The sequence below is a fragment of the Roseovarius azorensis genome (assembly GCF_900109455.1).
Taxonomy (GTDB): domain Bacteria; phylum Pseudomonadota; class Alphaproteobacteria; order Rhodobacterales; family Rhodobacteraceae; genus Roseovarius; species Roseovarius azorensis.
Genome location: NZ_FOAG01000002.1, coordinates 389,483 through 411,127 on the forward strand (window position 1 = coordinate 389,483; position 21,645 = coordinate 411,127).

The window sequence follows — 21,645 nt, forward strand, 5'->3', positions numbered from 1 at the left end:
CGCGCCATATAATGTTTCGATATTATGCACTCCGAGTGGAGATTTCAAAATGGCATCTGATCTTTTTGAACCGTGGAACAGGCGCGCTTTTCTCGCTGGGTCGGCTGCCCTGATCGGCACGCCGCCTTTCGCGCAAACGGTTGACGGTGACGACACAGTCGAGCTTGAGCGTGACGTGACCGAAGCCGTGCGCCGGAACATTTCCAGCTTTCGCATGCTCGACTGGCAGCCCTATTTCTCCAGCCTGAAAAACGGCGCCATCCTGGTCGATATCGATTCGCGCGCCGTGCATTACTGGAGCGAGGACAGCAGCGTCTACAAGCTCTACCCGTCCTCCGTGCCGCAATCCGAGGACCTGACACGCCGGGGCCGTACATCGGTCGTGCGCAAGGTCGAAGGACCCAGCTGGCGCCCAACCCCGGCCATGCTCAGGCGCAACCCGGAGTGGCCGCCCTATGTCGGGCCGGGACCCGACAACCCGCTGGGCACCCACGCGCTCTATCTCAGCTGGACCTATTACCGCATCCACGGCACGCACGACACGCGCAAGATCGGGCGGCGGTCGTCCAATGGCTGTATCGGTCTCTATAACGAGCATATCGCCGAACTCTTCGACATGGTCAGAGTGGGAACCCAAGTGTTGCTAATTTGACGAAAAAACAGCGGTATTTGCGGTGTTAGCGGCAAGATGCGTTTGCAATCACGCAATTTTGCTGCTTAGAACAGAGTTACGAGGTAAGTCTTGGGTGTCTGCAACTGCAAAGTGTAGTTGAAGGCAAGTATCTGGAGGATAATTATGAAGAAACTCGTTCTCGCCGCCGCTCTGAGCGTCGCTGCATCGACCGCATTCGCAGGCAACCTGTCCGAACCCGTCATCGAAGCGCCGGTCGTGGTTGAGGAAACCAATGCAAGCTCGTCCTCGGCAGCCATCTGGGTGCCGCTGGTCCTGCTGGCCATCGTTGCAGCCGTCGTCATCGCTGACTGATTGGTATTGCAGTAAAACGAAAAGGGCAGCGAGCGACCGCTGCCCTTTTTGCTGGCGCGATCAGTCCAGCCAGCCGCCCAGATTGCTCTCGACAATCTCGGCCAGCGCCCGGATATGGGCGTCATCGTCATTCAGGCAGGGAATGTAGGTGAATTCCTCACCGCCCGCTTCCTCGAAACTCTCGCGGATCTCCTCGTTGATTTCTTCCAGCGTCTCGATGCAATCGGCGGAAAAGGCCGGGGCCATCACCGCGATGCGCTTCTTGCCCTCGTCGCGCGCCAGCCGCGCCACCTCGTCCACCGTATAGGGCTTCAGCCATTCCTCGGGGCCGAACACCGACTGGAACGTGGTGGTGATCTCGGTCTCCTGCCAGCCCAACCGCTCGCGCAACAGGCGCGTCGTCTTCTGGCACTGGCAATGATAGGGATCGCCTTGCATCAGATAACGTTTCGGCATCCCGTGATAGGAAACCACCAGGATCTCGGGACGATTCACGACACCGGCATAGGCGCGCTCAACCGACTCGGCCAGAGCCTCGATATAGAGCGGGTTGTCGAAATAGGGCTCGACCACCCGCACGACGGGCTGCCATGTTTCCTGCATCAGCGCGCGAAAGAACTGATCGTTCGCGGTGGCCGACGTGGCGCCGGCATAATGCGGATAGAGCGGAAAGAACAGGATCCGCGTGCAACCCGCCTCGACCATCGCCCGCACCCTGGATTTGGTCGAGGGATTGCCATAGCGCATGCAGAAATCGACCATCACCCGATCGCCATAGCGCGCCGTCATCGCCGCTGCCATCTTGGCGGTCTGGTCGCGGGTGATCGTCATCAGCGGGCTTTCGCCCTTTGCCTCGTTCCAGATGGATTTATAGGCCTGCCCGCTGGTAAAGGGCCGCTTGCTCAGGATGATCAACTGCAACAGCGGCTGCCATTTCCACGGGGAATAGTCGATTACCCGGCGATCCGACAGGAATTCGTTGAGATAGCGCCGCATCGACCAATAGTCGTAATTGTCCGGCGTCCCCAGATTGGCCAGCAGAACGCCGGTTTTCCCACGTGGCACGGGCGGGTGATCGGCGGGCGCATGGGCGGGTCGGCTGGCATCGGGCATGGTTCGGACGGTCCTGTCAGTCTGGGGTCAGGGGTGACATATAGGTTGTGCCCCAAAGGTCAATCTCTGAGCGGGTTTTCCACCGCGCCCAGCGCATCCGCCAGCCGCGCGCTGGCCGATCCGGGACGCAGCGGCTGCGGCTGGCTGGCGTCCGGGGCCCAGCCTGTCAGGAAAATCATCTCGAACGTTGCCGGAATACGCCCGTCGGCCTGACCGAACTCGCGCGAATATATGCCGCAGGCCCGCTCCAGCACGCCGCGCCGCGCAAACCGCCGCTCGCGGTGGGCCATCGCATTGACCTCGCCCATGGCGCGCAACTCATGCATCAGCGCGCGGGTGTCGGCATAGCTGACCGCCAACGGCAGGCTGTCCGCGACCGGCAACGCATAGCCCGCCCGCTGCAAGAGCGCCCCCAGATCGCGGATTTCGCCCATCGGCAGGATGCGGGGCGAGAGACCCCCGGTCACATCCGCCTCTGCCTGCGCCAGCGCGGTGCGCAATTCCCACAGCGTGCTGCCGCCGAACAGCGCCGCCAGCATCAGTCCGTCCGGTTTCAGCGCCCGGCGCATCTGGATCAGCTGACCTACAGGATCATTCGCCCAATGCAGACAGAGCGCGTGAACGATCAGGTCATGCGCCCCCGCCTCCAGCGCCAGCATATCATCATCCGCCACCACCAGCGCCCCCGGCATCCGCGCCTGCCAGAAATCGGGAAAACCCGTCACCACGGCAGGCGCGGTAAAGGACTTGTTAACCAGACCGAGGCGATCCTCGATCTCACCGGCGGCGATGTCCTGCAGGAACAGGGCCGGGGCGCGCAGGGCGCGATGCCGGTTGCGGATGAGGGCGGGGCGGTCGGTCAGCGGTGTCTGGCTCATGGACAGGAGAATAGAATGCGCGGCACGGCTTTTCAAACGGCGGTTCAGCTGGTCTATCCGCCGCGCTGCCTGCTCTGCGGTGCCACGGTCGATAGTGATTTCGGCCTCTGCGGCCCCTGCTGGCGCGATACGCCTTTCATCTCGGGTCTTGCATGTGACGCCTGCGGCGTGCCCCTGCCGGGCGATGACCCGGATTTGACCGAATATTGCGACGATTGCCTGACCATCGCCCGGCCATGGTCGCGCGGACGCGCCGCGCTGCGCTATCACGATAACGGGCGCAGGCTGGTGCTGGCGCTGAAACATGGCGACCGGCACGATGTGGTGCGCCCGGCGGCGAAATGGATGGCGCGCGCGGCGCAGCCGCTGATCACCCCCAACATGCTGATCGCCCCGGTGCCGCTACACTGGATGCGGATGCTGTCGCGCCGGTTCAACCAATCCGCGCTTCTGGCGCAGGGCGTGGCGCGTGAAACGCGCCTGCCCGTCTGCCCCGACCTGCTGATCCGCATCCGCCGCACCCGCCCGCTCAAGGGCATGGGCGTCGCGGCGCGCCATGCGATGCTGGACGATGCCATCCGCGTCAACCCCCGGCGGCGGGCCGAACTGATCGGGCGCAATATCCTGCTTGTCGATGACGTGATGACCTCGGGCGCCACGTTGTCGGCGGCGGCGCAGGCCTGTTTCTCGGCCGGCGCGCAGAATGTGTGCATTCTCACTCTGGCGCGCGCCGCAAAGGATGCCTAAATTCCCGCCGAACGTGAATCGGGAACCACTCACATGAAAAAAGTCGAAATCTACACGTCCCCTCTCTGCGGCTACTGCCACGCGGCCAAACGCCTGTTGCAGCAAAAGGGCGTGAACTACTCCGAGATCAACGTGCTGGCGCAACCGGCGCGCAAATCCGAGATGATGAAGCGCGCCAAGGGCCGCCATACCGTGCCGCAGATCTTTGTTGACGAAACCCATGTGGGGGGTTGCGATGACCTCTACGCGCTGGAGCAGACGGGCAAGCTCAACGCGCTGCTCGGCAAGTGACCGGTATGCGCGCTGCTCTCCTGCAACTGAGCAGTAGCGACGATCCGGCAGCGAACCTCGCCGTCACCCTCGACCTGATGGATCGGGCCGTGGGGCAGGGGGCGGAATTCGTCCTGACACCAGAGGTCACGAACTGTGTCTCCGGCAGCCGGGAACATCAGCGTACAGTGCTGAAAACACAGGAAAACGACCCTGTTCTTGCCCAACTCGCCGCCCGCGCCGCTGAATCAGGCGTCTGGTTGCTGATCGGCTCACTGGCGCTGAAAACCGATGACCCGGACGGGCGATTTGCCAACCGCTCGTTCCTCATCGGCCCCGACGGGGCGATCCGCGCGCAGTATGACAAGATCCACATGTTCGATGTCGATGTGACGCCGGAAGAGACCTATCGCGAATCCGACGGCTTTCGCCCCGGCACCCGCGCCGTGCTGGCAGAAACCCCTTGGGGCAGGCTGGGCATGACGGTCTGTTACGATGTCCGCTTTCCGCATCTCTACCGCCGCCTGGCGCAGGCGGGCGCGACCCTTCTGACGGTTCCGGCGGCGTTCTCGCATGTCACCGGGGCCGCGCATTGGGAAACCCTGCTGCGCGCCCGCGCCATCGAAAACGGCTGCTTCGTGCTCGCCCCGGCGCAGACCGGCACCCATGCCGCCAGCACCGGACGCAGCCGCAAGACCCACGGTCACAGCATGGTCATCGCCCCCTGGGGCGAGATTCTGGCCGATGGCGGCACCGATCACGGCATTGTGATGGTTGATCTCGACCCCTCGAAAGTGGCACAAGCACGCAACCGCGTCCCTTCCCTGCGCCATGACCGAGAGTTTGACGGACCCTGAATGACCGATACATCCAGCAATTCCCTCGCGGTGGCGCTGTTCAGTGAGATTCTCACCAACGAACAGTTGATCCGCAACCGGCTCAGCCGGGTTCTGCCCAAGGGAATGGAGATTTCGCATTTCTCGGTTCTCAATCACCTCGCCCGGATCGGTGACGAACGCAGCCCGGCGCAACTCGCCAAGAGTTTTCACGTCACGCGCGGGGCAATGACCAACACCCTGAGCAAGCTGGAATGGGCCGGCTACGTGCATATCCGCCCCGACTGGGACGACGCCCGCCGCAAGATGGTCGCGATCAGCCCCTCCGGTCGCGCCGCCCGCGATGCCGCGATTTCCGCGATCACGCCGATGGTATCGGACCTCATCCGCGATCTCGGCGAGGACCGCGTGCGCGCCAGCCTGCCGGTGCTGCGCGAACTGCGGGTCCGGCTGGAGAATTGACGCTCAGCCCCGCCTGACGCTCGCCGTCACGTAATTCACGCTCAGATCCCGATCCGACAGCCGCCATTGCCATGTCACCGGGTTGAACACGAACCCCTTGCGATCCACCGGATCGAGGCCCGCCTGACGGATCAGTTCATACAGCTCGTCCGGCGTGATGAACCTTGCCCAGTCATGCGTGCCCTTCGGCAGCCAGCGCATGATGTATTCCGCCCCCACGATCGCCATGGCATAGCTCTTGGGATTGCGGTTGATGGTGGAACAGATCATCAGTCCGCCGGGCTTCAGCAACTGCTGGCAGGCGGTCAGATAGGCCAGCGGCTCGGCCACATGTTCGACCACCTCCATGTTCAGCACCACGTCGAACGCCTCGCCCGCCGCCGCCAGCGCCTCGGCACTGGTGTGGCGATAGTCGATCTTCAGCCCCGATTGCGCGGCATGTACCTGCGCCACGGGAATGTTGCGCTCTGCCGCATCCGCGCCCACCACATCCGCCCCCAGCCGCGCCATCGGCTCGCTCAGCAATCCGCCGCCACAGCCGATGTCGAGGATGCGCAACCCGGCGAAAGGCGCCGCCTGCCCCGGTTCCCGATCGAATTCCGCCGCGATCTGCGCCGTGATATAATCCAGACGACAGGGGTTGAGCATATGCAGCGGCTTGAACTTGCCGTTCGGATCCCACCACTCGGCGGCCATCGCCTCGAATTTTGCAACCTCGGCGGGGTCAATCGTGCTCTGGGCGGCTTGCATTCCGGTCTCCATATGGCTCAATGGGTCATGGGCGTTATATAGGATCTTCATGGACAAAGTCTCGGGCCATAAAAGCGCAGTCCAGTATCTCTATCCCCCGGTCGAACCCTTTGACCGGCGCATGTTGGACGTGGGCGACGGCCATTCCGTCTATGTCGAGCAGTCGGGTCACCCCGATGGCCTGCCGGTGGTGGTGCTGCATGGCGGTCCCGGCGGCGGATGCAGCCCGGCGATGCGGCGCTATTTCGATCCCGCGATCTACCGGATCATCCTTTTCGATCAGCGCGGCTGTGGCCGCTCGCGTCCGCATGCCAGCGTCGAGGCGAATACCACATGGCATCTCGTGGCGGATATCGAGCGCATCCGCGAAACCTTCGGCATTTCGCAATGGATCGTCTTTGGCGGCAGCTGGGGCGCCACGCTGGCGCTGATCTATGCCCAGACCCATCCCGACCGCGCGATGCACCTGGTGCTGCGCGGCGTCTTTACCATGACCGAGGCAGAGCTTCGCTGGTTCTATGGCGGCGGGGCAGGGGCGTTCTGGCCCGAAACCTGGGCACGCTTTTGCGCGCCCATCCCCGAACGAGAGCGCGGCGACCTGATCGACGCCTATCACAAGCGGCTGTTCTCCGGCCGGCTGAACGAGGAAATCACCTATGCCAGAACCTGGTCCGCCTGGGAAAACGCGCTTGCGACCGTGCAATCCACCGGCGTCGGCGGCGACAGCCCGGCGGATTACGCCCGTGCCTTCGCGCGGCTCGAGAACCACTATTTCACCCATCGCGGCTTTCTCGACCATGACGGGCAGATCCTCGACCGGATGGGCGACATCGCGCATGTCCCCGGCACCATCGTGCAGGGGCGCTATGACATGATCTGTCCCCCCGCGACCGCGCACCGGATCGCCGATGCCTGGCCCGGATGCGACCTGCGGATCATTCCCGTCGCCGGTCACGCCCTGTCGGAACCGGGCATCAGCGCCGATCTGGTCCGGGTGATGAAGAAACTCGCCACCACATACTGAACGGCGCATTCGCACTTTTCCCCTGCGCCGCGGCGCGATATGCCGGGGCGCATGGAAACGCTTGCCGATCTCTACAACCGCCTCGTGACCGCGGGCGACCTGACCCGCGACCCCGCACAAGAGGCGGTGCTGCCGGAGTTCGAGCGCATCCGCGCGGGGCTGAGCGATGCGCAACCCCGCGGCTGGTTCCGTCGCGCACCAGAGCCACCCAGGGGGCTCTATCTCTGGGGTGGGGTGGGGCGCGGCAAATCCATGCTGATGGATCTCTTTGCCCAGACCCTGAACGTGCCCAACCGCCGGGTGCATTTCCATGCCTTCATGCAGGAAATGCACGCCGGATTGCATGCCGCGCGCGCCCGCAATGAGGCAGACGCCCTCGCGCCCGTCGCGGCAGAGGTGGCGAAATCCGTCCGCCTTCTGGCCTTTGACGAAATGCAGATCACCGACATCACCGACGCGATGATCGTCGGTCGCCTGTTCGAGGCGCTGTTCGCGGCGGGCGTGGTGGTGGTCACCACCTCGAACCGTGTGCCCGACGATCTCTACAAGAACGGCCTCAATCGCCAGCTCTTCCTGCCCTTCATCGCCCTGGTCAAGGAACGCATGGTGATCCATGAAATGACCAGCCCGACAGATTACCGGCAGGACCGGCTGGCCGGAAACCCAAGCTATTTCACCCCGTTGAATACCGAAAATCGCGCAAGAATAGAGACTATATGGCAGGATCTGACCGGCGGGCAGGGCGGGCCGCACAGCATCATCGTCAACAAGCGCGTGGTCGAGATTCCGGCCTTTCACAACGGTGTGGCGCGCGCCACGTTCTACGACCTCTGCGGCAAACCGCTGGGGCCCGCCGACTATCTCGCGCTGGCGCAGGCGGCGCGCGTGCTGATCGTTGAGAACATCCCGCAGCTTGGGCGCAGCAATTTCAACGAGGCCAGGCGCTTTGTCACGCTCATTGATGCGCTCTACGAGGCGCGCGTGCGGCTGATCTGCTCGGCGGCGGCAGAGCCCGAATATCTCTATCTCGAAGGCGAAGGATCGTTCGAATTCGAACGCACCGCCAGCAGGCTGCGCGAAATGCAGTCCGACGGCTGGGGCGAGGCGACTTAACGCCTGCGCGTCAGTTCCAGAAACACATCCTGCAAATCCGCCTGCTCGGTCTTTACATCCCGGATGCAGATTCCCGCCGCGCGCACGGCGGCCAGAACCGCCTCGGCCGGGGTCTCGGCGGAACGATAGCGGATCACCAGCGCGCCATCGCCACGCTGCGTCACGTCCAATCCCTCCCCCTCGGGCAACCGTCCCACCGGGCCATCGGGATGCAGGATCATCGTCCTTGAATCGAGCCGCCTCAACAGGTTGACGGTGCTGTCACGGGCCACCAGTTGCCCCAGGTTGATGATTGCGATCTCGTCGCACATCTCCTCGGCCTCTTCCAGGTAATGCGTGGTCAGGATGATCGTCATCCCCTGCTGGTTGAGTTTGCGGACGTTCTCCCACAGCATCTGGCGCAACTCGATATCGACACCTGCCGTCGGCTCATCCAGTACCAGGACATGCGGATGATGCACCAGCGCCTTGCCCAGCAGCAGCCTGCGCCGCATCCCTCCCGACAAAGTGCGCGCATAGGCCCCGGCCTTGTCTTCCAGCCCGACCATCCGCAGGATTTCGTCGCTGCGGCGCTGACGGCGCGGCACGCCGTATAGCCCCGCCTGCACCTCCAGCGCCTCGCGCGGTGTAAAGAACGGGTCGAGGTTCAGTTCCTGCGGCATCACCCCGATCGACGCCCGGCTCTGCCGCGGATTGTGATCCTGATCGAATCCCCAGATCGTCACGCGGCCCGCCGTCTTGATCACCAGCCCCGCCAGAATGTTGATCAGCGTCGATTTACCCGCTCCGTTCGGCCCCAGCAGGCCGAAAACCGATCCCTGCGGGATATCCAGGTCGATGCCCTGCAACGCCCGTTTCTCCGGGCTGTTGCGCCCGCCGCCATAGATCTTGGTCAGGCCCCGGATTTCAATGGCATTTGCCGCCATGCTGCTCTTGCCCCTCGCGTCTCATTCACTCATAGTCGCACCTAGTGGAAAGCCCGGCAAAAGGAAACGCCCCGATGGTCACTCAGGCCCCCGAAATCCGTATCGTTGACAGCTATCGCGTGGCCTGCGACGGCGGCGAGGGCGCATTGGGCCATCCCCGCGTCTGGCTACAGATTCCGCGCAATGCGGGCTATGTCGAATGTCCCTATTGCGATGCGAAACTGATCCACAAGGATTTCGAGGGCAGGGTCTGATCCAAACCACCTTGCTTTATCTAAGTTATCCAATATTATCAGAAAACGATAAATCCTGATAAAATGGATAAACATGGATCCCAGACTCAATCCCTTTGTCCCAAGTGCCGGCGTGCGCCCGCCTGAATTCGCGGGACGGGAAGACTTGGTCGAGCAGGCCTCCATCGCCTTTGACAGGATCAAGGCCGGGCTCCATGCAAATTCAATGTTCCTTCTGGGTCTGCGCGGCGTGGGCAAGACGGTCTTGCTCAACGCGCTACACGAGAAAGCCAAGGCGACAGGGTTTGAAACAATCAAGCTGGAGGTTCCCGATGACTCGGGCGGACATCTGGCGCAACGCCTTGTGCCCGGTTTGTCGGTTGTCTTGCGCCGCCTCGATCGCATGGCGAATATGGAGCAGAAACTGGGACTTGCGGCAGCGGCACTACGAAATTTCGCAGCCATCTTCAGGGTTGAGTACGATGGTATTTCAATGGGGGCTACCCCGGCAACACCCGACGCCGGTAGCGGTGATCTCGAAGCCGATCTGCCCGAGTTGCTTCGGCTGGTAGCCGACGCAGCGGCAGCGCGAGGCAGCGCCATCGGCATATTTATTGATGAGATCCAGTATCTTTCGAGGCCAGAGTTGTCCGCGCTGGCGCGCGCCTTGCACGAAGCGGCGCAATCGGGCTTCCGGTTGATCGTGATCGGAGCGGGATTGCCACAGATCGCGGCGCTGGTGGGCGAGGCGAAATCATATGCCGAAAGGCTCTTGCTGTTTCCCGAGGTCGGGCCACTCGATGACAAAGCCGCGCGCCGCGCGCTGCGCGAACCAGTGGAACGCGCCGGAGTGCGGATCGACACCGGCGCGCTTGACCTGATCATACGCGAGACACAAGGCTATGCCTATTTCCTTCAGACCTGGGGCAAGTTCGCCTGGGACGAAGCCGGGCACGACGGGATAACCGAAGACGACCTGCGCAACGCATCGCCCGCCATTCTCAACCATCTCGACATGAACTTTTTTCGTGTCCGTTTTGACAGATGTTCCGAACTGGAGCAGCAATACCTGCGTGCCATGGCCGAACTTGGGTCTGGTCCACATCGCACAGGCGATATTGCGAATGCGCTTGGCACAAACAGCAGTCAGGTCGCCGCAACGCGCAGCAAACTGATCAAGGCAGGTATGATATACTCGCAGCGGCATGGCGAGACGGCTTTCACGGTTCCACTCTTTGACCGTTTCATGCTGCGAGCGCTGCCCGAACTCATGCGATACTCGGCAAGGAAAGGTTCCAGAAAATGAGTTTTGGCAAGGGTTGTCACCTGCACCTGATCGACGGTTCGTCTTTCATCTTTCGCGCCTATCACGCCCTGCCGCCGCTCACCCGCAAATCCGACGGCCTGCCCATCGGCGCGGTGTCGGGCTTCTGCAACATGCTGCAACGTTATGTCGAGGGCAACAACGGCCACGACGCGCCGACCCATGTGGCGGTGATCTTTGACAAGGGCAGCCACACCTTTCGCAACGATCTCTACGACGCCTACAAAGCCAACCGAGAGGCGATGCCGGAGGATCTGCGCCCGCAGATTCCGCTGACCCGCGAGGCGACCCGCGCCTTCAACATCGCCTGCGAGGAAATCGAGGGGTTCGAGGCAGACGACATCATCGCCACGCTCGCCTGTCAGGCGCGCGATCTGGGCGGGCGGGTCACGATCATCTCGTCGGACAAGGATCTGATGCAGCTCGTGGGCGGCGGGGTCGAGATGTTCGACGCGATGAAGAACCGCCGCATCGACGCGGACGGGGTGCGCGAGAAATTCGGCGTGGACCCGTCCCGCGTCGTCGATGTGCAGGCGCTCGCCGGCGACAGTGTTGACAATATCCCCGGCGCACCGGGGATCGGTGTGAAAACCGCCGCGCTGCTGATCAACGAATTCGGCTCGCTCGAGGAACTGCTCGACCGCGCCGATGAGATCAAGCAGCCCAAACGCCGCGACACGCTGATCGAAAAGCGCGACCAGATCGAGATGTCCAGGCGTCTGGTGCAACTCGATTGCAACACGCCTCTGGACTTCACCCTCGACGACCTCGAAGTGCGTGATCCCGACCCCGACACGCTGCTCGATTTCCTCGCCCGAATGGAATTCCGCACCCTGTCGAAACGCATCGCCGATGCGCTGGGCAAGGAACCGCCCGTCATCCCGGAGCCGTCAGCGCCGTCAGCCGGGGACACCACGGAAAAATCCCCGGATTGGCCCGCAATAGACCCTGAATCCTACGAACACATCCGCGACATGACCGCGCTTGAGACATGGATCGCCCGCATCCGCGCGCAGGGCTATGTTGCACTCGATACCGAAACCACCTCGCTCAATGAAATGCAGGCCGATCTGGTGGGGATCTCTCTCGCCACCGCCCCCGGTCGGGCCTGCTATATCCCGCTCGCACACAAGGACGGCGCCGCCGACGATCTCTTTGGTTCCGACACGCTGGCCGAGGGGCAGTTGCCGCTCAACGACGCCCTCGCCACCCTGAAACCGATCCTTGAGGATGACGCCATCCTCAAGATCGGCCAGAACATGAAATACGACGCCAAGATCCTTGCCCGCCACGGCCTCAACATCACCCCTATCGACGACACGATGCTGATGTCCTACGCACTGCATTCCGGCCTGCACGGGCACGGCATGGACACGCTCTCGGAACGCTACCTGAACCACAGCCCGATCCCGATCAAGTCGCTGCTGGGTTCCGGCAAATCCGCCATCACCTTTGACCGTGTCGCCATTGACGACGCGGTGAAATACGCCGCCGAAGACGCCGACATCACCCTGCGCCTCTGGCTCACCTTTCGCCCGCAACTGCACCGCGCCCGCGTCACCACCGTCTATGAAACGCTGGAGCGTCCCCTCGTCCCGGTTCTGGCGCAGATGGAACGCCACGGCGTCAAGGTGGACCGTGACACGCTGCGCGCCATGTCGGGCAAGTTCGCGCAGAAAATGGCGGCGTTGGAATCCGAGATCCACCACCTCGCGGGCCGCACCTTCAACGTGGGCAGCCCCAAGCAGCTGGGCGAGATCCTGTTTGACGAAATGGCTCTCGCGGGCGGCGAAAAGGGCAAGACCGGCGCCTATGCCACCGGCGCCGACGTGCTGGAGGATCTCGCGACAGAGCACGAACTGCCCGCCCGCGTGCTTGACTGGCGACAACTCAGCAAACTCAAATCCACCTACACGGATGCCTTGCAGGACCATATCGACCCGGATACGGGCCGCGTGCATACATCCTATGTGCAGACCGGCGCCAACACCGGCCGCCTCGCCTCGACCGATCCCAACCTTCAGAACATCCCCGTGCGCACCGAAGAGGGCCGCCGCATCCGCGAGGCGTTCATCGCCGAACCCGGCAACCGCCTTGTCAGTCTCGATTATAGCCAGATCGAGCTGCGCATCCTCGCCCATGTGGCGGGCATCGACGCGCTCAAACAGGCATTCCGCGACGGTCACGACATCCACGCCATGACAGCAAGCGAGATGTTCAGCGTGCCGATGGACCAGATGACCCCCGAAATCCGCCGCCAGGCCAAGGCGATCAATTTCGGGGTGATCTACGGCATCTCGGGCTTTGGCCTCGCGCGCAACCTGCGTATTCCCCGGGCAGAGGCGCAGGGCTTCATCGACCGCTATTTCGAACGCTTCCCCGGCATCAGGGGCTATATGGACGACACCATCGCCTTTGCCAAAGAACACGGGTTCGTGCAGACCCTGTTCGGGCGGAAAATCCACACCCCAGAGATCGCCGCCAAGGGCCCCCGCGCCGGTTTCGCCCGCCGCGCCGCGATCAACGCCCCCATCCAGGGCACCGCCGCCGACATCATCCGCCGCGCCATGATCCGCATGCCGGCGGCGATCGAGGGGCTGCCAGCCAGGATGCTGCTACAGGTCCACGATGAACTGATCTTCGAGGTGGCCGAGGACGCGGTAGACCGCGTGATCGACGCGGCGCGAGAGGTCATGCAAGGCGCCGCCCACCCCGCCATCCACCTCGACGTGCCGCTGGTGGTCGACGCCGGACAAGGCGCGAACTGGGCGGAGGCGCATTGAAGGGGGGATGCCCGCAAGCCTTAGTTGTAGTCGCTACTCGACATCTGCTGACTTCGCACATTCGCTCATGGGCAGCGCGTCAGCGGTCGCTTTCGTGAGGTATTCGCACCACACCTCATTCGAGAGACGCTCAAGCAGCAGCGCGTCTTCAGGTGCAATGCCATAGATACCGGCATGCGCCGCATTGTCATCTTCGGGGAGATAGATTGCGCGACCGCGACGGCCCCTGTCTTCGATCGCGGCCAGCACCTCGGGTGTGTTCGCCACGCAGAAGCATGCTTTCGGTTTTACGTTGATGTTGCTGGCGCGAATTGCCTCAACAGAACAGCGGATTTGCTCGTTGGCAGAGCCGTTGAAGTACTCGCACCAAGTAACAGAAAGGTAGTCTTCGCTCTCCCGCTGCGCGAAGGCATTCGGATAAGGACGCAGGAAGTTGTCATGCTCGTCCTTATCCATCCTGCCGAACGGTACGTAGCGCACCACGCGGCTGGGCATCGGAATATCGTCGCCGTCAGCCGTCAAACCAGACCTCTGGATTGAAAGGCGCAAGGACATCGCGGACACGCTCGGGACGGGTCGGGTCGAAAGCAGCACGCTCGATTTCTCCATCGTCCAATCGTCGCGACAGGACCATGCTGACTTTCCCGCTTGGAAGACATTCAATTATGAGTCGATTGTCTCCGACGCTCCACGATGCCGTTACCGAGCCACGCCCGTTGGTGCCAATGCCCGGACGCCGTTTCGTGCGGGTATGCCTAAGCGTGTCAATGAACGCGGTCAGTGCATCCGGGCTCACGAGGTCATCGTCGTCTTCCCACGCGTCCTCGTCCATCATGTTTGCAAACTGCCGGTTCAAGCCGACGGCAAACCCCCGAGGCAGGTGCATTGATACCTTGGAGATGGCATCCTGAACAAATCTGAGATGCTTCTCCAACGGGGTCAGATCTGGGGAAGACCGGGAGTCCTGCGCTTCGCCTCGGCTTGCGCCGACCACCTGTCCAAGCTGTCCAAAGAAGTGATTGATGTTGTCATAAGCCCTTCCGGGTTCCAGCGTTCCGCGAGGGAGAATTCCGGTATCGACGTATGTCATTCCTCCACACCTCCAAACAGTTGTCTCGTTTTCTCGGTGATGCACTTCTGGAATATATCGTTCTTCTCGATCCGCATTTCACCCAGCATGTGCATCAATTTTTCACCCGTGGCCGGTATGGGTTCTCGCGTGAAAACGTCGATATCCAGCAATATGGCCGAATGTTCAGGCAAAGGGGATGCCGTTGTCGCAAGGACGAGCGCGTAATGAAGCCCCTCTGTATCAGACGGTTTCACCACTCTCATCTGGAATTCTTCAATGATTCCTCGATCAAGGCGGGGACCGTCGAACTTGACCGTCAGATACTCATCAGTGTCGATTTTCGGCTCGGGTATGTCGATGCGGTTGACGAACCGTAGTCCTACCCTGGAAAACTCGGTGACATCGAGGGCGGTAACTGTCGGAGTGAGTAAAGCCAATGCCTTTTCAGAGAAACTCTCCCATCGGTCATATGGCGCGCGTTGCACGAAGACAAACTTCTGTTCCTCGAGGAAGACGATTTCCGATCCGTCACGTAGCGTGACTTCAAAGCCGAGTTGCCTCTGGTTATGCGAAATAGCGTTTTCGTCAGGTTTGAAGGCTGTTTCGAACTGGATACGTGGCTTTGGTGCCTGAAAGCCCTCAAAAATTGAAAGCCCCAGCACGGCTTTGAGCTCGTCCAGAGATTTTTTGGACGTCCACCGAAACTCAAGCACGGCCTCTAAAATGGGCGCCTTCTTGTAGCGCAATTAGCCCTCCCGGCGGCTAAGATCAGGATTGCAACAACTTCCCGTAAGACCTTACCATTGAATCAAAAAATACATTCCGATTCAACAAGATAAAACGATTCCCGCTCAATGGTTTGACCTTGGGCCGTCTTCTTCGTATCAGCATTTTGATCGAATCAACTTATGCGAGCATTCGGCTGCAAGCGCGGTTGCTTTGATTTGATATAGGACGGGCATCTGCTCGCACCAACCTGCTCGTAGCCCCCTCACCGCATCTTCTCCTTCATCACCCGCATCCGCTCCATCGCCTCCCTGTGCCGCCGCTCCAGCTCCCACGGGCTGCGCGCCGCCACTTCTTCCAGCGCGTTGAAGTCCTCGCGGCAGACCAGTGCGGCCACCTCTTTCCCGTGCCGGTAGATCAGCACCCGGTCGCCGGTCTTCATCACATGGTCCAGATAGGTGCGGAAATTGGCGCGGATCTCGCGGCTGTTGACGTTGTGAAACATGGGGCACATTCTCCGGGGCATCTGCGGGCTGACCTGACCCTGCCCCATCCCGGTTAACGCCGCCTTGCCGCCCCGTGCGCGCCCGTTCCGTCACCCTGAGGCCTGCGTATACAACCCGCGTCCGCGCCGCACATGTTGCACGCGGCCCGGTGCCGGATCAGCCCGGCAGGGATCCCGTCAGGACATACCTCAGAATATCCACAACCTGCGCCGGTTCCCGCGCCACGGCAAGGGCGGCGGCATCCACCTCCTTGAGCGCGTGATCGTGCTCGGGCTGTTGCAGGATGATCAGCGATTTGCCCAGTGCGGCGGCATAACCCGCATCAAAGGCCGCATTCCACTGCCGGTATTTCTCGCCGAACCGCACCACCACGATATCGGCCCCGGCGATCCCCTTGCGGGTGCGGATCGCATTGACCATCGCCCCCTTGTGGTCGTGCCAGTACTTGTCCGGCTCCGCCCCGAGGATCGCAACGCCGCAATCATCACTCGCCGCGTGATCCGTCACCGGGCTGGCAAAGGTAACGTCAAGTCCTTTTGCTCCTTCAATAATTTTCTCGCGCCAGTCGGTGTGGATTTCCCCGGACAGATAGACATTCAGCGGCATGGCTGGCTCCTTTCTCATTCCTCGGTGTCGCGCGGGGCCCCGGCCATCATCCGGGTCACGGCATCGTCCGGCACCTGATCGAACTGCCGGTAATGCAGCCCCACCGCCCGGAAATAGCGCGGCACATGCGGACAGACAACCGCATCCACCAGATCGCGCAGCGCCTCCAGCGTGTCCTCCGCCGCCACCGGCACCGCCAGCACGATCCGCCGCGGACGCCGGTCCCGCAGCGCCATCAACGCGGCGCGCATCGTGGCCCCGGTGGCGATTCCGTCATCCACCACCACCGCATCGCGCCCGGCCACAGACACCGGCACACGCTCTCCCAGCCAACGCGTCCGCCGCTCCGCCAGTTCCGCCCGCTTTGCGGAAACGGCGTCAGCAAGGTCGTCATGGCCCAGGCCAAACGCCTCCAGAATCCGCGCATTGAAGTGGATATGTTCCGGCGGGCCATCGACAATCGCCCCCGCCGCCAGCTCCGGCTGGCCCGGCACCCCGATCTTGCGCACGAGGATCAGGTCCAGCGGCGCATTCAGGGCATGGGCAATCGGCAGGGCCACCGGCACCCCGCCGCGCGGTAATGCCAGCACGACCGGATGCTCCAGCGCCATGCTCTGCAATTCCTGCGCCAGTCGCACCCCGGCCTCTGTGCGGTCCTGATACATCGCGGCCTCCCCGTGAACAGGATACCGCAAACTGTGCCGTCGGCGTAGGCCGAGCTTCAGCCCGGCCCCTGTCCGCGCAACACCCCGCCGGTGGCTTTGGTCACCTTTTCGATGATTTTCGCCGAAACAGTCTCTATATCGCTGTCCGTGAGCGTCTTTTCCCGGGGTTGCAGACGGACCGTCATGGCGAGCGATTTCTTGCCCTCGCCCAGACCACCACCGACGAACTCGTCAAAGATGCGCACATCCTCGATAAGCGTCTTGTCGGCTCCGGCAGCGGCGTTGACGAGGCTCAGCGCCTCCACGCGCTCATCCACGACAAAGGCGAAATCGCGCTCTACCGCCTGCAGGCCGCTGATTTCCGGCGCCCCGCGCGTGGCGCCGCTCTTGCGCGGCATCGGGATCTCTTCGGGATAGAGCGTGAACGCCACGGCGGGCCCTTTCACATCCAGCGTCCGCAGGATGCGGGGATGCAGTTCGCCGAACACGCCCAGCACCTTGCTCGGCCCCAGGCAGATCCGCCCGTGCCGACCGGGATGGAACCAGTCCGGCCCGTCGCGCAGGATCTGCACCTTGGCGGGTGCGCCTATGGCGGCCAGGATGGTCTCGGCATCGGCCTTGGCATCAAAGACATCCACCGCCCGCGATGTGCTCTGCACGTCCTTGGGCCCGGTCCGCCCCACAAGGATACCGCTCACCTGCAACCGCTGTTCACCCGGTTCGCCGCCGAAAAACGCATGCCCGACCTCGCAGAGCGCCAGATCCATGATCCCCCGCGCCTGATTGCGTGCCGCCGCCTGCAACAGACCCGGCAGCAGGTCGGGCCGCATGTGGCTCATGTCCGAACTGATCGGATTGGCCAGCATCGTGCCGTCATCACCGCCGCCAAAGAGCGTGGCTGCGGCATGGTCGATAAAGCTGTAGGTGACACATTCGTTATACCCAAGCGCCGCAGCGGTGCGTCGCGCGATCTGCTCGCGCCTTTGCAGCGGGCTCAGGATCGGCTTGGGCACGCCCGCCGAAACGCGCGCCATCGGACGGCCCTGTAGCCTGGTCAGGGATGCAATCCGCGCCACTTCTTCCACCAGATCGGCCTCGCCCAGAATATCGGGCCGCCAGCTGGGAACCTGCGCCATGTTGCCCTCCAGCCGAAAACCCAGCGCCGTCAGCGTCTGGCGCTGTTCGCTCTCGGGAATATCCATGCCGACCAGCGACTGCACCCGTGCCGGATCCAACCGATAGGCGCGGCTCACATCCGGCACCTTGCCTGCAACCACCCGGTTCGACGGCACGCCGCCGCAGAGATCGAGGATCATCTGCGTCGCCAGATCCAGCGCCTCCATGTTGAAGGCCGGGTCGATACCGCGTTCATTGCGATAGCGCGCGTCGGAATTGATCCGCAGCGCGCGTCCGGTCGTGGCAATCTGGATATGATCCCATACAGCGGCTTCAAGGAAAACGTTGACGGTTTCCCCGGTACAGCCAGTATGCAGCCCGCCCATGATGCCGCCGATGCTCTCGATGCCGCCGTCGTCCGAGATCACCACCTGACCGGGGCCGAACGTGTATTCCTTCTCGTCGAGGCCCATCAACATCTCGCCGCCCTTGGTGCGATGTATCCGCAGATTACCCTGCACCTTGTCCGCGTCGAACACATGCAGCGGGCGATTGCGGTCATAGGTAAAGAAATTGGTGATATCCACCAGCGCGGAAATCGGCCGCAGGCCGATGGCGCGCAGCCGATTCTGCAACCAGTCCGGCGAGGGGCCATTCGTCACCCCGCGCACCAGTCGCCCGGCAAAGATCTCGCAGCCGCCCGTCGACGTGTCCGGATCAATTGTCACGCCGATGGGGCAGGTGAACTGCCCTTCGATATCCACGGTTTTTGCGGGCTTCATTGTGCCCACCCCCCGCGCCGCCAGATCCATCGCAATGCCGCGCACGCCCAAGGCATCGGGACGGTTGGGGGTAATTGCAATCTCGATCACCGGATCCACCCTGGCCGGATCATTCACCGCCAACCAGTCGGTGAACCGCTCGCCCACCTCACCCGAGGGCAGTTCGATGATCCCGTCATGCTCCTCCGATAACTCCATCTCGCGCTCAGAGCACATCATGCCGTGGCTCTCGACACCACGGATCTTGCCCACGCCGATCGTCGTGTCGATGCCTGGCACATAGACCCCCGGTTTGGCGATCACCACCGTGATCCCCTCGCGCGCATTGGGTGCGCCGCAGACGATCTGCGTCTCGCCATCCGCCGTCGCCACCTGACAGACACGCAGCCGGTCGGCATCGGGATGCGGCTCCGCCTTCAACACCTTGCCGATGGTAAACTCTTTCAGCCGCGCCGCCGGGTCGGAAATGCTTTCGACTTCCAGCCCCAGGTCGGTCAGCGTCTCGGCTATCTCGTCAACCGAGGCCGTGGTTTCGAGGTGCTCTTTCAGCCAGGACAATGTGAATTTCATGCCTACTCATCCGCCTGCAAATCTTGGATCACTCCGCGCTTTAGCGGATAAGTCGTGCATGGAAAACCCCGCATCGCCGCGGGGCTTCGCCTTGTTGAGGAACTGAGGCTGTTCAGGCCGTCCAGCGCCCCGAGAAATCGAACGCGCTGTCATAACCAAAGAGTGCGACGGCACCCCCGGTGTGCAGGAACACGACGCGCTCGCCCTTCTTGAAATGTCCCTTGCGGATCAGGTCGACGAACCCCGCCGCGCCCTTGGCCGAATAGACTGGATCAAGCAGAATCGCCTCCAGTTCCGCAAACATCCGTATGGCCTCGATGCCGCTCTCGGTCGGGATGCCATAGCCTTCGCCGACATAGTCTGTATTGGCCACCACGTCCTCGCGCCGGACCACACCGGCACAGCCCAGCTTTTCCGCCGTGGCGCAGGCAAGGTTGTAGACGTTCTCTTCCTGCTTGGGTTTGGGTGCGCGCACCCCGATGCCCAGCAGCGGGATCTGCGCATTCATCGCCTTCAGCCCAGTGATCAGCCCCGCCTGCGTGCCTGCGCTGCCGGTGGCATGGACGATGTGATCCACCTTGAGTCCGCGGTCATTGAACTGCGCCAGCATTTCAAAGGCACAGTTGACATAACCCAGCGCGCCGGTGGGGTTCGATCCGCCGCCGGGAATGGTATAGACATTGCGTCCCTCGGCGCGAAATCTGTCGGCCACCTTTTCCATCTCGGCGTTCATGTCCCCGCCGCCGGGCCGTTTCTCGGTCGTGGCGCCGTGCAGATGATCCAGCAGAACATTGCCGTTGTTGTTGTAATTGGCATTGTTCGATCCCGTCCGATCTTCCAGCAGGATATGGCAATCCATCCCCAGCTTGGCGGCAAAGGCGGCGGTCTGACGGGCGTGGTTGGATTGCGTGGCGCCCTGGGTCATCACCAGGTCTGCGCCCTGCAATTCCGCCTCTGCCATCAGGAATTCCAGCTTGCGTGTCTTGTTGCCGCCGGTGCTGAGGCCCGTGCAATCGTCGCGCTTGATCCAGATTTCGGGGCCGTTCAACTCCTTGCTCAGACGGTCCAGCCGCTCCAGCGGGGTAGGCAGATGTGCGAGAAAGCGGCGGGGATAGCGGGCCAGGTGCATTGGAATCCTCCTTTAACATGCGTTTCACGCAGGATATGGCGCGACAATGTGACAGTCTAATGCTATTATCGCTATTTATTATGCAAGGATTGCAATATGCGCCTCGAATGGCTGGATGACATTCTCGCGGTGTCCGATGGCGGATCCCTCGCGCGTGCCGCCGAGGCGCGGCATGTCAGCCAATCTGCCTTTACCCGCCGCCTGCGCGCCATCGAGGATGCGCTTGGCGCCCCGCTTCTTGATCGCCGTCGCAAACCGGTCACCCTCTTGCCTGAGGTCGAAACGCAATTGCCTGAAATGCGCAATCTCGCCACGCAACTGCGTCACCTGCGCGACAGTCTGACCCAGACCACCGGAGCGCGCGGCCTGACGCTGGCCTGTCAGCACGCCATTACCACCACTCATTCGCCCGCCATCGTCAGCATCCTGACCGCGCAGGGCGGTCGCGCGGTCCGCGTGCGATCTGACAATCGCGAGGAATGTCTGCTGCGCCTCCTGTCCGGCGAGGCTGATCTCGCGGTGGTCTACGCCGCTCCCGAGGTTGCGCCGCTCACCCTCAGTCGCGCCTTTGACCGCGTTCCGCTGGGCCGCGAGCGGCTGATCCCCGTCGCCACCTCGCGCCTCGCCCAGGGTCCGGACCTGCCTTACATAGGCTATCCGGGCGATGTCTTTCTAGGTCAGGTCATGGCGCGCGCGATCCTGCCCCGGATTTCGCCCGCCCGTCACCTGCGCCGCCGCGCCGAAACCGCGCTGACCCTCGCAGCGCATGAGTATGCCCGTCGCGGCATCGGCGTGGCCTGGCTGCCTGCGGCGATGGTCCGTGCCGATCTGGACGAATCCCGCCTGATCAGTCTCGAATCCACGCTTCCCGGTCTTGATATGGATCTGTGGATGATCCGCCTCTCGGATCGCGCTGATGACAGCTGGGCGCATGACTGGTCGCGGCTGGTCGCGGCGCTCGCCCGGCCCGGCTGAGCCTTCCGCCTTGCGCGCCCGGTTCCCCTTTGATTTAACCGCTTCGATGCCCTT

Annotated in this window: 24 protein-coding genes; 12 read left to right on the forward strand and 12 right to left on the reverse strand. The window is 62.6% G+C overall.

The window, feature by feature from the left end; translation table 11 throughout:
- The first annotated feature begins 49 nt into the window (after positions 1-49).
- Both BSG08_RS05180 and BSG08_RS05185 read left to right on the forward strand, forming a co-directional pair.
- Positions 50-652 carry a L,D-transpeptidase gene (locus BSG08_RS05180; protein ID WP_093033070.1) on the forward strand — a complete coding sequence of 201 codons (603 nt, stop codon included), beginning with the start codon at positions 50-52 and terminating at the stop codon, positions 650-652.
- Positions 653-796: 144 nt separating this feature from the next.
- Positions 797-985, forward strand: a complete 189-nt coding sequence (locus tag BSG08_RS05185; protein ID WP_093033073.1) for a hypothetical protein — start codon at positions 797-799, stop codon at positions 983-985.
- A 60-nt stretch (positions 986-1,045) separates the two neighbouring features.
- Here the strand turns inward: BSG08_RS05185 and hemH are convergent, their stop codons facing one another.
- Positions 1,046-2,098 carry a ferrochelatase gene (hemH, locus tag BSG08_RS05190; protein ID WP_093033076.1) on the reverse strand — a complete coding sequence of 351 codons (1,053 nt, stop codon included), beginning with the start codon at positions 2,096-2,098 and terminating at the stop codon, positions 1,046-1,048.
- Positions 2,099-2,157: 59 nt separating this feature from the next.
- The gene (locus BSG08_RS05195; RefSeq protein ID WP_093033079.1) at positions 2,158-2,976 is read right to left on the reverse strand and encodes a methyltransferase domain-containing protein; all 819 of its coding nucleotides are present in this window, start codon (positions 2,974-2,976) and stop codon (positions 2,158-2,160) included.
- Between the two features lie 15 nt (positions 2,977-2,991).
- Between BSG08_RS05195 and BSG08_RS05200 the strand changes: the two genes are divergently transcribed.
- The 4 genes from BSG08_RS05200 to BSG08_RS05215 are packed head-to-tail and all read left to right on the forward strand — an operon-like array spanning position 2,992 to position 5,291.
- The gene (locus BSG08_RS05200) at positions 2,992-3,723 is read left to right on the forward strand and encodes a ComF family protein (protein WP_175544695.1); all 732 of its coding nucleotides are present in this window, start codon (positions 2,992-2,994) and stop codon (positions 3,721-3,723) included.
- A 33-nt stretch (positions 3,724-3,756) separates the two neighbouring features.
- Positions 3,757-4,014 (forward strand): glutaredoxin 3, encoded by a 258-nt coding sequence (grxC, locus tag BSG08_RS05205; protein ID WP_093033082.1) that lies wholly within the window; start codon positions 3,757-3,759, stop codon positions 4,012-4,014.
- 5 nt (positions 4,015-4,019) lie between these two features.
- Entirely contained in the window at positions 4,020-4,850 is an 831-nt protein-coding gene (locus BSG08_RS05210) for a carbon-nitrogen hydrolase family protein (protein ID WP_093033085.1), read from the forward strand.
- Complete coding sequence (locus BSG08_RS05215) at positions 4,851-5,291, forward strand: MarR family winged helix-turn-helix transcriptional regulator (RefSeq protein WP_093033088.1); 441 nt, start codon at positions 4,851-4,853, stop codon at positions 5,289-5,291.
- 3 nt (positions 5,292-5,294) lie between these two features.
- Here BSG08_RS05215 and ubiG read toward each other — a convergent pair whose 3' ends face one another.
- Positions 5,295-6,041, reverse strand: a complete 747-nt coding sequence (gene ubiG, locus BSG08_RS05220) for a bifunctional 2-polyprenyl-6-hydroxyphenol methylase/3-demethylubiquinol 3-O-methyltransferase UbiG (protein WP_093033353.1) — start codon at positions 6,039-6,041, stop codon at positions 5,295-5,297.
- Between the two features lie 49 nt (positions 6,042-6,090).
- Here ubiG and pip point away from each other — a divergent pair, with 49 nt between their 5' ends.
- Both pip and zapE read left to right on the forward strand, forming a co-directional pair.
- Positions 6,091-7,065 carry a prolyl aminopeptidase gene (gene pip, locus BSG08_RS05225; RefSeq protein WP_093033091.1) on the forward strand — a complete coding sequence of 325 codons (975 nt, stop codon included), beginning with the start codon at positions 6,091-6,093 and terminating at the stop codon, positions 7,063-7,065.
- A 51-nt stretch (positions 7,066-7,116) separates the two neighbouring features.
- A complete protein-coding gene (gene zapE / locus BSG08_RS05230; protein WP_093033094.1) occupies positions 7,117-8,178 on the forward strand; it encodes a cell division protein ZapE in 1,062 nt (353 codons plus the stop codon).
- Here zapE and BSG08_RS05235 read toward each other — a convergent pair.
- Complete coding sequence (locus tag BSG08_RS05235) at positions 8,175-9,104, reverse strand: ABC transporter ATP-binding protein (RefSeq protein ID WP_093033097.1); 930 nt, start codon at positions 9,102-9,104, stop codon at positions 8,175-8,177. The genes zapE and BSG08_RS05235 overlap by 4 nt on opposite strands.
- Before the next feature lie 74 nt (positions 9,105-9,178).
- Between BSG08_RS05235 and BSG08_RS05240 the strand changes: the two genes are divergently transcribed.
- From BSG08_RS05240 to polA, 3 genes are all read left to right on the forward strand, one after another.
- Positions 9,179-9,358: a zinc-finger domain-containing protein gene (locus BSG08_RS05240; RefSeq protein WP_093033100.1), complete on the forward strand. Its 180-nt coding sequence runs from the start codon at positions 9,179-9,181 to the stop codon at positions 9,356-9,358.
- A gap of 73 nt (positions 9,359-9,431) precedes the next feature.
- The gene (locus BSG08_RS05245) at positions 9,432-10,643 is read left to right on the forward strand and encodes an AAA family ATPase (RefSeq protein WP_093033103.1); all 1,212 of its coding nucleotides are present in this window, start codon (positions 9,432-9,434) and stop codon (positions 10,641-10,643) included.
- Positions 10,640-13,444 carry a DNA polymerase I gene (gene polA, locus BSG08_RS05250; protein ID WP_093033106.1) on the forward strand — a complete coding sequence of 935 codons (2,805 nt, stop codon included), beginning with the start codon at positions 10,640-10,642 and terminating at the stop codon, positions 13,442-13,444. The genes BSG08_RS05245 and polA overlap by 4 nt, the downstream gene beginning before the upstream one ends.
- Before the next feature lie 33 nt (positions 13,445-13,477).
- Here polA and BSG08_RS05255 read toward each other — a convergent pair whose 3' ends face one another.
- The 8 genes from BSG08_RS05255 to cuyA form a co-directional block, all read right to left on the reverse strand.
- Positions 13,478-13,966 (reverse strand): hypothetical protein, encoded by a 489-nt coding sequence (locus BSG08_RS05255; protein WP_139274536.1) that lies wholly within the window; start codon positions 13,964-13,966, stop codon positions 13,478-13,480.
- Positions 13,956-14,534 carry a hypothetical protein gene (locus tag BSG08_RS05260; protein ID WP_093033112.1) on the reverse strand — a complete coding sequence of 193 codons (579 nt, stop codon included), beginning with the start codon at positions 14,532-14,534 and terminating at the stop codon, positions 13,956-13,958. Before BSG08_RS05260 ends, BSG08_RS05255 begins: the two co-directional genes overlap by 11 nt.
- Positions 14,531-15,262 carry a TIGR04255 family protein gene (locus tag BSG08_RS05265; RefSeq protein ID WP_093033115.1) on the reverse strand — a complete coding sequence of 244 codons (732 nt, stop codon included), beginning with the start codon at positions 15,260-15,262 and terminating at the stop codon, positions 14,531-14,533. The genes BSG08_RS05260 and BSG08_RS05265 overlap by 4 nt, the downstream gene beginning before the upstream one ends.
- A 245-nt stretch (positions 15,263-15,507) precedes the next feature.
- Positions 15,508-15,747 (reverse strand): type II toxin-antitoxin system Phd/YefM family antitoxin, encoded by a 240-nt coding sequence (locus BSG08_RS05270; RefSeq protein WP_175544696.1) that lies wholly within the window; start codon positions 15,745-15,747, stop codon positions 15,508-15,510.
- Between the two features lie 157 nt (positions 15,748-15,904).
- On the reverse strand, positions 15,905-16,354 hold the full coding sequence (locus tag BSG08_RS05275; RefSeq protein WP_093033121.1) for a YtoQ family protein: 450 nt from the start codon (positions 16,352-16,354) through the stop codon (positions 15,905-15,907).
- A gap of 14 nt (positions 16,355-16,368) precedes the next feature.
- A complete protein-coding gene (locus BSG08_RS05280; protein WP_093033124.1) occupies positions 16,369-17,019 on the reverse strand; it encodes a phosphoribosyltransferase in 651 nt (216 codons plus the stop codon).
- 56 nt (positions 17,020-17,075) lie between these two features.
- Positions 17,076-19,487, reverse strand: a complete 2,412-nt coding sequence (gene pheT / locus BSG08_RS05285) for a phenylalanine--tRNA ligase subunit beta (RefSeq protein ID WP_093033127.1) — start codon at positions 19,485-19,487, stop codon at positions 17,076-17,078.
- Positions 19,488-19,599: 112 nt separating this feature from the next.
- Entirely contained in the window at positions 19,600-20,616 is a 1,017-nt protein-coding gene (cuyA, locus tag BSG08_RS05290; protein WP_093033130.1) for a D-cysteate sulfo-lyase, read from the reverse strand.
- Between the two features lie 96 nt (positions 20,617-20,712).
- On the opposite strand from cuyA, the gene BSG08_RS05295 reads away from it, so the two are divergent.
- Positions 20,713-21,591, forward strand: coding sequence for a LysR family transcriptional regulator (locus BSG08_RS05295; protein ID WP_093033133.1), 879 nt, complete (start codon positions 20,713-20,715; stop codon positions 21,589-21,591).
- The last annotated feature ends 54 nt before the right edge of the window (positions 21,592-21,645 follow it).